Source organism: Microbispora sp. GKU 823 (assembly GCF_002027145.1).
Classification (GTDB): Bacteria; Actinomycetota; Actinomycetes; order Streptosporangiales; family Streptosporangiaceae; genus Microbispora; species Microbispora siamensis.
This window is the reverse complement of sequence record NZ_MWJN01000036.1, coordinates 1-13,649: the sequence shown is the minus strand read 5'-3', so window position 1 is coordinate 13,649 and position 13,649 is coordinate 1. Positions and strand designations below refer to the sequence as shown.

12 protein-coding genes and 2 pseudogenes are annotated in these 13,649 nt (G+C 71.2%); 7 read left to right on the top strand and 7 right to left on the bottom strand.

Annotated features, from left to right (window positions below):
- Positions 1–56: 56 nt before the first annotated feature.
- From B1L11_RS55005 to B1L11_RS20055, 5 genes and pseudogenes are all read right to left on the bottom strand, one after another.
- Positions 57–443, bottom strand: a pseudogene (locus B1L11_RS55005) (DUF998 domain-containing protein); the annotation flags it as partial.
- 165 nt (positions 444–608) lie between these two features.
- Entirely contained in the window at positions 609–2,279 is a 1,671-nt protein-coding gene (locus B1L11_RS20070) for an alpha-amylase family protein (RefSeq protein WP_256862724.1), read from the bottom strand.
- A gap of 136 nt (positions 2,280–2,415) precedes the next feature.
- Positions 2,416–2,619 carry a cold-shock protein gene (locus tag B1L11_RS20065; RefSeq protein WP_079315906.1) on the bottom strand — a complete coding sequence of 68 codons (204 nt, stop codon included), beginning with the start codon at positions 2,617–2,619 and terminating at the stop codon, positions 2,416–2,418.
- A 211-nt stretch (positions 2,620–2,830) separates the two neighbouring features.
- Positions 2,831–3,745, bottom strand: coding sequence for a phosphotransferase enzyme family protein (locus tag B1L11_RS20060; RefSeq protein ID WP_204051390.1), 915 nt, complete (start codon positions 3,743–3,745; stop codon positions 2,831–2,833).
- A gap of 16 nt (positions 3,746–3,761) precedes the next feature.
- Positions 3,762–5,249 carry an XRE family transcriptional regulator gene (locus tag B1L11_RS20055; RefSeq protein ID WP_256862723.1) on the bottom strand — a complete coding sequence of 496 codons (1,488 nt, stop codon included), beginning with the start codon at positions 5,247–5,249 and terminating at the stop codon, positions 3,762–3,764.
- Positions 5,250–5,490: 241 nt separating this feature from the next.
- On the opposite strand from B1L11_RS20055, the gene B1L11_RS20050 reads away from it, so the two are divergent.
- The gene (locus B1L11_RS20050) at positions 5,491–5,778 is read left to right on the top strand and encodes a hypothetical protein (RefSeq protein ID WP_079315904.1); all 288 of its coding nucleotides are present in this window, start codon (positions 5,491–5,493) and stop codon (positions 5,776–5,778) included.
- Positions 5,779–5,803: 25 nt separating this feature from the next.
- On the opposite strand, the gene B1L11_RS20045 is transcribed toward B1L11_RS20050, so the two are convergent.
- Entirely contained in the window at positions 5,804–6,547 is a 744-nt protein-coding gene (locus B1L11_RS20045) for a DUF427 domain-containing protein (protein WP_079315903.1), read from the bottom strand.
- 126 nt (positions 6,548–6,673) lie between these two features.
- On the opposite strand from B1L11_RS20045, the gene cysS reads away from it, so the two are divergent.
- The 3 genes and pseudogenes from cysS to B1L11_RS55000 all read left to right on the top strand — a co-directional run.
- A complete protein-coding gene (cysS, locus tag B1L11_RS20040) occupies positions 6,674–8,029 on the top strand; it encodes a cysteine--tRNA ligase (protein ID WP_079315902.1) in 1,356 nt (451 codons plus the stop codon).
- 160 nt (positions 8,030–8,189) lie between these two features.
- Positions 8,190–8,759, top strand: coding sequence for a hypothetical protein (locus B1L11_RS20035; RefSeq protein ID WP_079315901.1), 570 nt, complete (start codon positions 8,190–8,192; stop codon positions 8,757–8,759).
- Positions 8,760–8,777: 18 nt separating this feature from the next.
- Positions 8,778–8,855 (top strand): annotated as a pseudogene (locus B1L11_RS55000) (hypothetical protein); the annotation flags it as partial.
- A gap of 381 nt (positions 8,856–9,236) precedes the next feature.
- Here the strand turns inward: B1L11_RS55000 and B1L11_RS20030 are convergent.
- Entirely contained in the window at positions 9,237–10,334 is a 1,098-nt protein-coding gene (locus B1L11_RS20030) for a glycosyltransferase family 4 protein (protein ID WP_079315900.1), read from the bottom strand.
- A 161-nt stretch (positions 10,335–10,495) separates the two neighbouring features.
- Between B1L11_RS20030 and B1L11_RS20025 the strand changes: the two genes are divergently transcribed.
- The 3 genes from B1L11_RS20025 to B1L11_RS20015 all read left to right on the top strand — a co-directional run bounded on the left by B1L11_RS20025 (position 10,496) and on the right by B1L11_RS20015 (position 13,558).
- On the top strand, positions 10,496–11,308 hold the full coding sequence (locus B1L11_RS20025; RefSeq protein WP_079315899.1) for a PIG-L deacetylase family protein: 813 nt from the start codon (positions 10,496–10,498) through the stop codon (positions 11,306–11,308).
- An 88-nt stretch (positions 11,309–11,396) separates the two neighbouring features.
- A complete protein-coding gene (locus B1L11_RS20020; protein WP_079315898.1) occupies positions 11,397–12,482 on the top strand; it encodes a lysylphosphatidylglycerol synthase domain-containing protein in 1,086 nt (361 codons plus the stop codon).
- Positions 12,483–12,652: 170 nt separating this feature from the next.
- Positions 12,653–13,558, top strand: coding sequence for an AfsR/SARP family transcriptional regulator (locus B1L11_RS20015; RefSeq protein WP_256862722.1), 906 nt, complete (start codon positions 12,653–12,655; stop codon positions 13,556–13,558).
- Positions 13,559–13,649: the final 91 nt, after the last annotated feature.

Below are 13,649 nucleotides of genomic sequence, written 5' to 3'. Positions count from 1 at the left end.
CTCACCAGCGCCGCCACCTCCGAGACAACGGTGAGGCGCTGGGTGAGCCCGGCCGGCACCGTGCCGGGGTCGAGGTGCAGCATCCGGAAGGCGTACGGCAGGACCACGAGGAGCAGCGAGCCGAGCGCGACGGCGCACAGCACGCGCACCAGACGGGAACGGGTGGTCCGGGCGACGAGCAGCCCGGCCAGCGGCAGGCTGACGAAAGCGGCGAAGGCGGCATAGCGGTGAATGCCGCCGGAGAGCGACAGCGACAGCCCCGGCCGGTCGGTCGGGAACCCGGCCACCAGCAGCAGGCAGGCGCTCCACACGCCCACCAGCAGCGCCGCGCGCCGGTCCAGCCGCGCCAGCCGTACGGCGAGCACGGCCGAGCCCGCGGCGATCGACGTCAGCGAGACCGGCAGCAGCCATCCGTGCGGCGCGAAGACGTACTCGCTGATCATGGCCGTGAGCGGGTCGAGCCCGGCCACCAGGTGTAACGCGAACATCGCGACGGCGCCGGTCGCCACCAGCACGTATCCCAAGACCATCCCCATGGCTCTTCACTCTGGCCGTGGGGAGGGCGGCGGCCCATCGGAGATCCACCCGAGCCGCCCCTGAGGGATCCCTTAGGAGACGTCGGCGGAATCGGCCGGGGCCGTCTCGGGGGTGGAGGCGCGGAACCAGCGGCAGCCGTACCTGCCCATGGGGAAGCGGGCCCGGCCGTCGTCGGAGATCTCGACCGTGCCGTCCACCAGCAGGTCGGTCAGGACCTTGGACGAGTCGAGCCCGTCCAGCCCGATCTCCACCTCGACCTCGGTCTCGCCGAGGTTGTGCACGGCCACGACCGTCTCGCCGTCGCAGTCGGCGCGGTGGGCGAACACGGCGTCCACGCCGGTGTCGAGCACCGCGTACTCGCCCCACGCGAACTCGGGGCAGTCGCGGTAGTGGCGGATCAGCCGGGTGATCCACGACAGCAGCGAGTCGGGGTCGCGCTCCTGCGCGCTGACGTTGACCTTCTCGGGGCCGTAGTCCCCGGTGGGCATGGGGATCTGCACCTTCGAGGGGTCGGCGTCGCTGAAGCCGCCGTTGCGGTGCGGGGTCCACTGCATGGGCGTCCGGACGGCCTGGCGGCCTTCCAGTTCCAGGTTCTCCCCCATGCCGATCTCCTCGCCGTAGAAGAGCACCGGGGTGCCCGGCAGGGAGAACAGCAGGCTGTAGACCATCTTGATCCGGTCGAGGTCGCCGCCCAGCATGGTGGGCAGGCGCCGGCGCAGGCCCCGGCCGAACAGCTGCATGTTCTTGTCCGGGCCGAAGGCCGCGAAGACCTCCTCGCGCTCGGCGTCGCTCAGTTTGTCGAGCGTGAGCTCGTCGTGGTTGCGGACGAACGTCGCCCACTGGGAGTCCCTGGGCGCCTTGGGGCGCTCCCGCAGAGCGGCGGCCAGCGGGCCGGAGTCCTGGCGGGCCAGCGACAGGTACGTCCGCTGCATGGTGATGAAGTCGAAGCACATCGTGATCTCGTCGCCGAGATCGTTGCCGAAGTAGCGCACCAGGTCGTCGTACGGCAGGTTCACCTCGCCGAGGAGGATGGCGCTGCCGTCGCGGCGGCTGAGGAAGGCCCGCAGGCAGGCGAAGAACTCGTGCGGGTCGGGCAGGTCGCCGCTGTCGGTGACCTGCTCGACGAGGAACGGCACGGCGTCCACCCGGAAGCCGGAAAGGCCCAGCTCCATCCAGAACCCGAGGATCCGGGAGATCTCGTCCTGCACCTCGGGGTTGGTGGTGTTCAGGTCGGGCTGGAACCGGTAGAACCGGTGGAAGTAGTACTGCTCGGTCTTCTCGTCGTACTCCCAGAGGCTGTCCTCCTTGTCGGGGAACACGATGCCCTTGGGATCGTCGGGCTCCGGCTTGTCGGACCAGATGTACCAGTCCCGATAGCGGGAGTCCCGGCTGGAGCGCGCCTCCTTGAACCAGGGATGCTGGTCGGAGGTGTGGTTGACCACGAGATCGGCGATGACCCTGATGCCGCGGTCCCTGGCCACCCGCATGAACTCGACGAAGTCGCCGAGCGTGCCGAGGCGGGGATCGACGCTGTAGAAGTCGGTGATGTCGTAGCCGTCGTCCTTGTCCGGCGTCGGGAAGAACGGCATCAGCCAGATGCACGTCACGCCCATCCGGTCCAGATGGTCGATGCGCTGGATCGCGCCCCTGAAGTCACCGATCCCGTCGCCGTTGCCGTCGGCGAAGGTCTCGATGTCGAGGCAGTACACGACCGCGTTCTTCCACCACAGATCGGAGGTCATGCTCAGTCTCATGACCGTTCCCGATGCCCGGTAAAAGAACGGCAAAACATCGGGCCCGCGCCGCCGGAGCGGCGCGGGCCGACGTGGTACCGCCGGCGCGGCCGGTCACGGCCGCGATGTCACCGTGTGTCACGTCCTAGAGCGGCGTGACCTGTTCGGCCTGCGGTCCCTTGTTGCCCTGAACGGTCACGTAGCTGACTCTCTGGTTCTGGTCCAGCGTACGGTAACCGTTCGAGTTGATCGCCGAATAATGAACGAACACGTCAGCGGTGCCGTCGTCCGGAGCGATGAAACCGAAGCCCTTTTCGGCGTTGAACCACTTGACAGTGCCTTCAGACAACTGCTTCTCCTTCTTGGAAGCTACGCCATGTTCCCAGGTCGGGAGCATGAGGCTGCGTAGCGGATTCGTTGCGCGACCGCGTGAGACGCTGGAAGTGCGCGCATATCCGCCGCCGGGATGACCCGGGTGCGCTTTTTACAAACCATGTTTTCAGGAATTGTCCACTGCGACACTCGCAGCCTGTACGGAGAGTACCCGCGATTACCCGAGGCTATGCCGGTGCGGCCATATACCAGCGGGCGTGCCCGTCACCGCGGGTGAGCGAGTCGAGCCGCCGGGGCAGCTCCTGCCGGGAGAACGGGTCGCCGGAGGCGTTGCGGATATGGATGCCCACGGCGTACATGTCCCGCACCTCCATCAGCGTGCTGTAGCCGGGCCACAGCCGCAGGTCCGAGCCGTACGCGCGGGCGAACTCGTCCACGTCGGCCGCCGACAGGCCGAAGCGGCGCTGCCCGTGGTAGGTGTGCACCAGGTCCCACTCGCGCGGGCCGACGGCCACGCCGTCCCAGTCGCACAGCACCACGTGCCCGTCCTGGCAGCGCAGCAGGTTGTCGATCCAGGCGTCGCCGTGCAGCAGCACCGGCGAGCCGGTGTCCAGGTCGCGCCAGCGCCCGGTGAGCTCCTCGATGCGGTCGCTCAGCCAGGACCGCTGGCCGGCGGTGAGCACCTCGGCCCGGTGCTCCACCGCGTGCCGGACCTCGGCGAGCGGGTCGGTGAGCGTCCGCAGCCCCACCGGCGGCACCGGCTCGCGGTGCAGGCTGCGCAGCACCCGGCCGAGCTGCCGGGTCGTCGGGCGGCCGCGCGAGGGGACGTACCGCCAGAAGGTGACCGCCCGGCCGTCGTGCACGATCGGCTGGTCGGCGATCTCGTCGGCGGGCCGCACGGTCGGGAAGCCCCGGTCGGCGAGCCAGCGGGCGACCGCCACGACCACCGGCAGCCGGGTCAGCGCGTCCGGCGCGGTCGCGATCCGCACCACCATCTCCCCGCGCGCCGTGTCCCCTCGCAGTTTGAAGACGGCGTTGCTGCGCAGCCGCAGGAGCCGCGCGCCCCGCGCGTCCACGCCGATCTTCGCGCAGACCTCGCGCAGGACCCCGAACGCCTCCTCGGCCAGCGGTGCCGGCTCCATCGTCCTCATGGCGGTTTCAGGCGTTCTCGGCGTTCTCGGCGACGGGGAGGTCCGCAGCGGGGAACAGCCCGCTGAGGGCGAGCGTGGGCGACGACTCCGACAGCACCCTCCGCAGGCGCCGTACGGCGGGCAGCGCGGGGTCGGCGTCGGCCAGCAGGGCCCTGGCCCGGGTGACGACGATCGAGGTGCGGTGCTCGGCCGGCACCTGCCGCAGCGCGTCCGCCGCGATTCTGCAGGCCTCCTCGTGGTCGCCGTTCCTGGCCAGGTGGCTCGCCTGGTCGAGCAGGATCAGCGCCGGGTCGATGGTCTGGAAGCCCGGGGGGAACCCGTCGATGCCCTGCACCTGCTGGGCGTCCCCCAGCTCGATCAGCGTGCCGGTGCGGTAGAACTTCAACCGCTTCTCGGTGAAGACGAAGGCCAGGTCGTCCTGGCTGATGCCGCGCATGCGGGCGAAGATCTGCTCCGCCTCGGCGAGCGCGATCCTCGCGGCCTTGCCGTCCCCCATCCTGGCCAGCGCGCGGGCCTCGGCCGCCGCCGCCAGCGCCGCCGGCGAGCTGGGGGCCGAGCCGGCCAGCATCCGCGCCTCGCGGGCCAGCCGCACGGTCTCGTTCAGGTCGCCGTAGTAGTAGAGGAGCATGGTCTGCTGGGCCCGCACGAGCGCACGCAGCCGCAGGTCGCCCACGTCGTCGGAGGCGGCGCGGGCGGTGCCGTACCAGGCGTGGGCCTGGCGGGTGTCACCCAGTTTCATCAGCGCGTCGGCGGCGAGCAGGGTGAGCATCGTGGTCGCGGTGAGCAGGCGGCGCTGCACCGACGACGGCTGGCGGACGGCGCTCAGCCGGCGCACGTCGGAGATCTCCAGCATGACCCGGCAGAGCATCGGCGTCGGCGGGGTCGTCATGTACTCCCTGCGGTAGCGCAGCACCTGCTCGTCCAGCCGGTCGAGCTGGTCCTCGCTCACCGTGCCCCCGGCCAGCGTGCGGTCGAGGTCGTGGCGCAGGCCCTCGATCTCCGCGAAGAACCGGCCGCTCGGCGTGCCCATCAGCATCGCCTGGTGGAACAGCGCCCGGCGCTCCGCGTCGTCGGCGGCCGGGTCCTCGGCCCGGGCCTGCTCGGCGGTCTGGCCCGGCCCCACCACGACGATCTTCTGCCCGCCCGGGTCCTCGCAGTAATCGGCGGCCAGGCCGAGCCGTACGGCGTTGGCCCGGTAGAGCCGGGCCAGCAGGTCGATGGTCTGGGGACGCGGGCGGGCCCGGTTGTTCTCCCAGGCGTTCAGCAGGTCGATGCTTGCCCGCGGGTGGCCGAGGTTCTGCTGCTCGCACAGGTGCTCCAGCTCCTCGATGGCCTGCCGGGCCGACCACCCCCGGCCGAGCCGGTGGGCCTTCAGCAGGCTGACGCCGCAACACCCGTGGATCGCCTGGACGGTCTGCCAGAGCGTCCACTGCCGTACCTGTGCCTGTTCGCGCCAGCGACGCGCGCAAGCGGGTGAGTGCTCTCCGCGGGCCATGTGCACGCCCTCCACTGGTGAAGCGGTCCCCGTTTACGGTTGTTTCCCCACGGTAAACGCGCAGGCACACAACCCCCCGGGACTGTTATGCCTTCGTGTTCGCGAACCCGCGTGTGTTCCACGGAATCCGGGTTAGTTCCCTGGTTATTGCACGGTTTCGGGGAATCCGCGCGATTGCCGGTGGGTCGTTGCGGGTTCACCCTTTCCGGTGATAGGTCCTGACGTTCCCCGGAGGCTGACCATGACGACGGTAGACCGCAGCGAGGCGATGGACCACCTGGAGAGGCTCGCCGCGCAGCTCGAGGCCCACTCCTTCCAGGTACGCCTGACGGCGCCGGCCGGCCTCTATCCGCGTCTGCGCGTCATCAACCCCATGGAGCCCACGATGGCCGAGGACGTGCTCGCGTCCAACGCCAGCGACGGCGAGTGGTGGTACTGGCTGTCCTGGGCCGGCCGGATCGGGCACGCCTCCGACGTGGTCACCGCCGCCGAGCGCATCGCCAGCGTCCTGCACGTCATCCGCCGCTGAGGCCTCGCCTCAGCGGCAGCGGGGGTCAGGCGAACTTGGATTTCGGGCGGTCCTGGAGGACGCCGTCGACGTACACGTCCACCTTCTCGTCGTAGAAGGCGACCAGCCCGGCGATCTTCTGGGACTCCGGGAGCGGCGTGGGATACGACCAGACGAGGTCCTTGCCGGACTCGTCCTCGCCGACCGACCAGTACACCGCGCGGCCCTTGTACGGGCAGTGCGTCACGGTCTCGGACGGGCGCAGCAGGTCCAGCCGCACGTCGGTCTTGGGCAGGTAGTAGCGCGGCGGCAGGCCGGTCTCGAACAGGATGCGCGGGCTGCGCGAGTCCGCGACGGTCACGCCGCCCACCTCCACCCGGACGTGGCGCGAACTGGCCAGGATGTCCACCCGGGTGTACGGGTCGCGGGCGTGGACGAAGACCTCCTCGTCCTCCTCGAACCAGTTGTCCATCGCGTTCCAGTCGAACCGGACGTGGCCCCGGATCTGCTCCAGCGGCGCGTCGTCCCCGTACACGAGGGCGGCGCCCGGCCGGCCGGCCACGTCATGGACCGCCGCGTCGCCCCTGCTGGGCGAGTGCCGCGTCTCTCCCGTGGCCTTCAGCTCCTCCACGCGGACGTCGTCCGCCGGGAAGTAGTACGTCGGGTAGTAGGGGGCCTCCCAGACCAGCAGGGCCCGGGTGGTGTCGGCCACCGCCCGGCCCTCGACGTAGACGCGCACGCGCTTGGCCGTCGTCTCCACCCGGACGCGGCCCCGTTTCGTCGACTCCATGCCTGCCCCAACCAGCGGGCGGATCGTCCTTATTCCCCGGCCTCACAATCGCCATTTCCCGCTGTGCGGGCCGGGGTCGGCCCGCGCTATCGACAGCGAGCGGATAAGTCGCTTACCCTCGGCTAGGTGGGTCTTCGCCTTTACGATACGCATCGCCGCGCCGTCCGCGATTTCGTCCCCCGAATTCCTGGAATGGTGTCGATTTATCTCTGCGGTCCCACCGTCGTCGTTCCGCCGCACGTGGGGCAGCTCAGGTCGCAGGTGAATTTCGACATCCTGCACCGCTGGCTGAAAATCAGCGGATACGAGGTCCTGCTCTGCCGGAACGTCACCGACATCGAGGACAAGATAATCAACCGGGCCATTTCCGAGGGCGTTCCCTGGTGGCGGATCACCGATCCCGTCCACCGCGCCTTCGTCCGCACGTACACCGCCCTGGGATGCCTTCCGCCCAGCGTGGAGCCGCGGGCGACGGGACACATCCCGGAGATGATCGAGATGGTCGAGCAGCTCGTCGCGTCCGGGCACGCCTACGAGTCCGACGGCAACGTCTATTTCTCGGTGGGCTCCTACCCGCATTACGGGTCGCTTTCACGCCAGCAGGCAAGGCATCTGCGGGCGGCCGAGGAGAACGAGCACGGAAAACGCGATCCGCGCGATTTCGCGCTGTGGAAGAGCGCCAAACCCGGCGAGCCGGTGTGGAACTCACCCTGGGGCGAGGGGCGCCCAGGGTGGCACCTGGAATGTTCCGCGATGGCCCGCAGATATCTGGGCGCGGAATTCGACATCCACGGCGGCGGGGCCAATCTCATATTCCCGCACCACGAGAACGAGATGGCCCAGTCGCGGGCCGCCGGGGATTCATTCGCACGATTCTGGCTGCACAACGGGCCGGTGACGCACCGGGGCGAGAAGATACGCAAACACCTCCGCAATCCGCTGGCCGTCCCCGCCCTGCTCGACCGCGTACGGCCGGCCGAACTCCGCTATTACCTGGCGGCGGCCCATTACCGGTCGCCGGTGGAATTCAGCCCCGACGCCCTCGACGAGGCGGCGGCGGCCTACCGGCGTGTCGAGAGGTTCGTGCTGCGGGTGGGCTCCGACTCCGCCGCGTCCCTTCCCCCGCAGTTCAGCGAGGCCATGGACAACGACCTGAACGTGCCGCAGGCCCTCGCGGCCGTGCACGGCGCGGTGGCCGAGGGCAACGCGGCACTGGCGGCAGGGGACCGCGAACGGGCCACCCGGAAATGCCGGTCGGTCCGGGCCATGCTGAATGTCCTCGGCCTCGATCCGCTCAGCGAGACCTGGCATCGGGAAACGCATCTGCAGGAAGTCGCGGGAGCCGTACTCCGGGTGGTCCGTAATCTCGCCGCCGCCAGCGCCCGGCAGGGAGATCACGAACGCGCGCGGATCATGGAGCAGCACATCGAGAGGGCGCTCGCGAAACGGCGCCAAATCGAGCACGCCGCGCTTATCAGATAGATCTTGATCGCCCGGCCAGTGGGTGAGCGCTCACATCCCGGCCGGCCCGGCCCCGCGACTTGGACCGTTCCCTTTCCCGCCGTGCCGTCTATTGACCCGTCTCACGATGCGTACAACCCTGAGGTTCACTTTGCCCCGGTTCGTAGGAAGGGACTCCCCGATGACCAGTCATCTGTTCGCACGCCGACGGCTGCTCGTGGCACCGGCGGCGGTGCTGGCGCTCGCCTTTCCCCCGGCCGGCGCCGCGGCGGCCGAGCCCGCCTACGCCGGCACGTGCACGGTCTCCCAGACGACGCTCATCTATACGGCGACGCCGGGGGTGGCCAACGAGGTGACCGTCCAGGCGCCCGGGCTCACCGGCTACTCCCTGGCGGTGCAGGACGAGGCGGGCCCGATCAAGGGCTGCAGCCCCGATCCCCGCGGTGGGGAGGCCGTCCTGGTGGGCAATGTGATCAAGAAGATCAAGGTCGTGGCCGGTGACGAGGACGACGTCGTCGTCATCGCGGCGGACATCAACGTCCCCCTGCCCACCGTGGTGTACGGCGGCGACGGCGACGACGAGCTCAGGGGCGGGCGCGGCAGGGACGACCTGCGCGGCGGCGGGGCGACGACGACCTGCGCGGCGGGACGGCACGACCGCCTGCGCGGCGAGGCCGGCGACGACGTGTTGCGCGGCGGAACGACGACGACGCCCTCGACGGCGGCAGGGCGCGGACGACGTACGCGGTGACGCCGGAACGACGAGGTCAACGGCGGCCCCGGGGACGACGAACTGCGCGGGGGCGCGGGCGACGACGAGCTCAACGGCGGCGCGCGCCCACGATGACCTGAGCGGCAACGCCGGCAACGACGAGTTGAACGGGGGCAGCGGCGGCGACGGCCTCAACGGCGGGGCCGGCACCGACGACTGCAACGGCGGCCCCGGCGCGGACAGGACCACGGCCTGCGAGTAGTTCCGACGGCCGCCTGCGACGCCCGGATGACCGAGAAGCGCACGTTACAAGAACAAGAACTGACGCGCGGAGGATAATTTCGGCCAATTCATGGGAATCATGACGGCACCAGCTGACGGACACCGCCGAAAGGAGGGCCCCGATGAAGAAGGTGCAGATCGTGCCGCGACCGCGGCCACCGAGAACTCCCGCCCCGGTCGACCTGCGCACCCCCTCGGGAAGGGTCCTCCCCTACTAGACCCCGGTGGCCCGGATCAGTTCCTGGCCAGCTCGTAGCAGTGGGCGAAGCCCTCGAGCACGGCGGGCCAGGAGCACCGGACCGGCTCCGTCTCCCGGTTGTGCTCGGCGATCGACTGACGCAGGGCGGAGTCGCGAGCCAGCCGCACGACCGAGGCGACGAGGTCGTCGAACGTGCGGCCCAGCAGGCCCTCCTTGCCCGGCCTGACGAAGTCGGCCACGCCGCTCTGCGCCCGCGCGACCACCGGCACGCCGGCCGCGCGGGCCTCCAGCGCGGCCAGGCCGAACGACTCGCGCGGGGCCGGGGCCACAAACACGTCGGCCACGGCCAGCAGATCCTTGATCTGCTCCCGGCTGTACCTGCCCGGCAGGGACACCCACCCCATCCGGCGCGCCCGCAGGTAGCGCTCCATGCGCCCACGAGCGGGGCCGTCGCCCACGATCGTCGCGCGCATCGCGATGTCCCTCGGCACCCGGTTGCGCGCCGTCTCCATCAGCTTGAGCAGCCGCAACGGCTGCTTGCGCGGCGCCAGCCTGCCCACCGCCACCACGTGCACCGTCTCGTCCCCGGCGTCCCGTACGGCGCCGGGCTCGGGCCGCCACGAGGTCACGTCAAGGCCGTTCGACACCACCTGCACGGGCACCCGGGGTCCGGCGACGGCGCGGATGGGGCGCGCGGCGGCCTCGCTGACGGCGGTGAGGACCAGGCCCCAGCGCCGCCACTCGAAGGCCGCCTGCAGCGCCCGGTAGACGCCCCGGGTGACCGGGTCCCACATGCTGTGGACGGTCGCGACCACCGGGAGCCCGGCCCGGACCGCCGCGCGCACTCCCATCCACGCGAACGGCGAGACCGCTCCCGTGTGGACGTGCACCACGTCGAACCGTCCGCTCGTCATGATCCGGAGCAGGTGCCCCGTGCCGCGCGGATGGACCGGCAGGTCGAACGGGAGGTTCGCGACCACCCGGTGCACTCCGGGCAGCCGCTCCCCCGGGGTCGCCGTCACCACCTCGACCGTGTGGCCCGCCTCACGCTGAGCCCTGACGAGGTCGGCGACCTGCACCTCGATCCCTCCGAGCCGGGGCAGGTAGCAGTCGCTGACGTGAAGAATCCTCACCGGGTCAGCGTGTCAGAGCGCGCCACGCCCATCAAACCGCACGCCCATCCGGACTGCTCACGGGGAGGGCCGCGTCACGCGACCCGGGCCACGTGGGATCATGGGCGGAACCGGCGGCGCAGACGAGTGGAGCACGCGATGACGACGTTCCGTGGGGCGCGATGAGGACGGCGGTGTTCTTCCACGCCCATCCCGACGACGAGGCGCTGCTGACCGCCGGGACCATGGCCATGCTGGCCAACGAGGGGCACCGCGTGGTGCTCGTCGTCGCGACGGCCGGCGAGCGCGGCCTCGCCGACCTCCCGCACGGCGAGGAACTGGGCAGGGCCCGCATGGACGAACTGCACCGCTCGGCCGCGGCCCTGGGCTGCGCCCGGGTCGTGCTGCTCGGCTACGGCGACTCCGGCCTGGCGATCGACGGCGGCGTGGCCGACGACCGGCCGGACAACGCGTTCATCGACGCCGACATCGAGGAGGCGGCGCAACGGCTGGCCGCGGTGCTCAAGGAGGAGACGGCCGACCTGCTCACGATCTACGACCCGGCCGGCGGCTACGGCCACCCCGACCACGTGCAGGTCTACCGGGTCGGCAGCCGGGCCGCCGAGATCGCCGGGACGCCCATCGTGCTGGAGGCGACGGTCGACCGCGACCTGCTGCTCAGGGGCGTACGGCTGGCCTCCCGGTTCTACCCGGCGATCGACGTGCGGAGCTTCGAACGCGCCTACTCGCCCCGGGACGCGATCACGCACCGGGTCAACGTGCGCAAGTACGCCAAGGCCAAGCGGGCGGCGATGGCGGCCCACGCCACCCAGGCCACCGGTGGCGACGGCGACCGGACGCTGGGCGCGATGCTGAAGATCCCCGGATTCGCCTACCGCTTCGTCTTCGGCACCGAGTGGTACGTACGCCGTGGCCTGCCCCGCGGCACCCGCCTGCGGCATCCGTTCGACGGCAGCCCGCAGACACTCCCTTAAGGGTCGTGATCCTCCGCCAGGAGGATACGGCCGCCCCCGAGGCCCGGCAGACTGGAGAGGACCGACACCGGACTGGGGGCGTACGCGGGTGAACAGGAAGTGGCTGCAGATCGCGCTGTCTGTGGTGTCGCTCGGGCTGGCCGCGGCGCTGGTGCTCTATCTCCCGGAGATCGTGCACACGCTGACCGGCGCCACCGTGAGCTGGACCGAGATCGGCCACCAGTTCGGCGGTCTCGGATGGCAGATGATCGCGCTGATGACCGTCCTGTGGCTGGCGAGCCTGTGGGCGTACACGTTCGTGATGACCTCCGCGCTGCCCGGCCTCACGCACATCCAGGCGCTCACGCTCAACGCGGCGGGAAGCGCGGTCAGCAACCTGCTGCCGTTCGGCGGGGCGGCGGGCGTGGCCCTGACGTTCGGCATGACCCGCGGCTGGGGCTTCGCCAACCGGCCGATCGTGGTCTACACGCTGGTCACCGGCATCTGGAACTCGCTGTTCCGGTTCATCCTGCCCGCCGTGGGGATCCTGTGCCTGCTGATCGCGGGCAAGGCCACCAATCCCACGGTCGCCAACGCGGGCTGGGTCGGGGCCGTCTCGATCCTCGTCCTCGTCGCCGTCGTCGCCACGGCGCTGTACTGGGACCGCGCCGCCGCCGTCCTCGGCCGCGTCCTCGACGGGATCGTACGGCTCGCGCCCCCGCGGTTCCGCCCGGCGGAGCACGCGGCGTCGGCGGCGATCGAACGGCTGCGCAGGGACACGGCCGACATCATCCACAGCCGGTGGGCGGGCCTGTCGCTCGGGATGGTCGCCTTCCTCGTCCTGCAGTGCCTGATCATGGCCGCCTGCCTGGTCGCCACCGACTCCTATCCGGGACCGGCCGAGACCGTCGCCGTCTTCGCGCTGAGCCGCGTCCTCACCAGCGCCCTCGTCACGCCCAGCGGGGCGGGGATCATGGAGGGGGGCGTCGCCACGCTGCTGATCGGGGCGTTCGGCCAGCCCGCCGGCGGGGCCACCGCGGCCGCCGTGCTGTTCGGCTTCTGGACCTACACCATCGAGATCCCGTGGGGCGGGCTCGCGCTCGGCGGATGGGCCCTGCTGCGCAGGCGGGAGACCCGCGCCGCGGCCGCGGAGGCGGGATCGGCCGCCTCCCCGCACCGCACCCGCGTCCGCTGATCAACTGCGGGTCACCCTGCCGATCTCCTACACTCGCGGGGCGAGAAGGTGAGGGTGTCCGGGTTGGTGAATGCCTTGTGCCCCTTCGCGGGCGCGCATACGGTGACGCCTGAGATAGGACGACCAGCGGCGGCCGGCAGGCACGACGCACGACAGCGGAGGAGCGCCCGATGAGCCCGCCGACGAGCCCGGTGTCGTTCCGGGTCCTCGGACCGGTGGGGGCGCACGCCGGCGCCGACGAGCTCGACCTCGGCGGGCTGCGGCAGCGCGCGGTGCTGGCCCGTCTGCTCGTGGCACGCGGCCAGGTCGTGCCCGTGGACACCCTGCTGTTCGACCTGTGGGACGACGACACCGCCAAGGGCGCCCAGTCGGGGTTACAGGTCTACATCTCCCGGCTGCGCCGCGTGCTCGAGCCGAACCGCCCGCGCGGCGGGCCCAACCGCCTGCTCGTGACCGTCGCGTCGGGGTACGCCCTGCGCGCCGCCCCCGAACAGGTGGACGCGCTGCGCTTCGAGGCCATGGTCCGCTCGGCCGGAGAGCGGCTGGAGGAGAGCCCGCAGGCCGCCCGGGCCCGGCTGGACTCGGCGCTCGCGCTCTGGCAGGGCACGCCGTACTCGGACTTCGCCGACCAGTCCTGGGCGGAGGCGGAGGTGGCGCGGCTGAGCGAGCTGCGCCTGGTGGCCAGGGAGCGGCACGCCGACGCGGGGCTGCGGATGGGCCTGCACGCCGAGACCGTGCCCGACCTGGAGGCGCTGACCACCGAGCACGCCCTGCGCGAGGAGGGCTGGCGGCTGCTCGCGCTCGGCCTGTACCGGTGCGGGCGGCAGGGCGACGCGCTCGCCGCACTGCGCCGGCCCGCACGATCCTGTCCGACGAGCTGGGCATCGACCCCGGGCCGGCGCTGCGGAAGCTGGAGTCGGACATCCTGGCCCAGGACCCCGGGCTCGACCTCGTGCTGCCCGCGCCCCGGCGGCCCGCCGAGATCAGCGCGACCTGGCCGCCCCGGCCGCTCGCCACCGGCGACGCCCCGCCCCGGATGGTGGGCGCGCGCCCTGGCGGATCGGGCGCGCGGGTGAGGGGCGCCCTGTCCGAGATTACCGCGCCCGCTCGTGCAAGTTGCACCGTAATTGCAGCGTATCCGCACAAGATTCTTGCGGATTTCTTTTC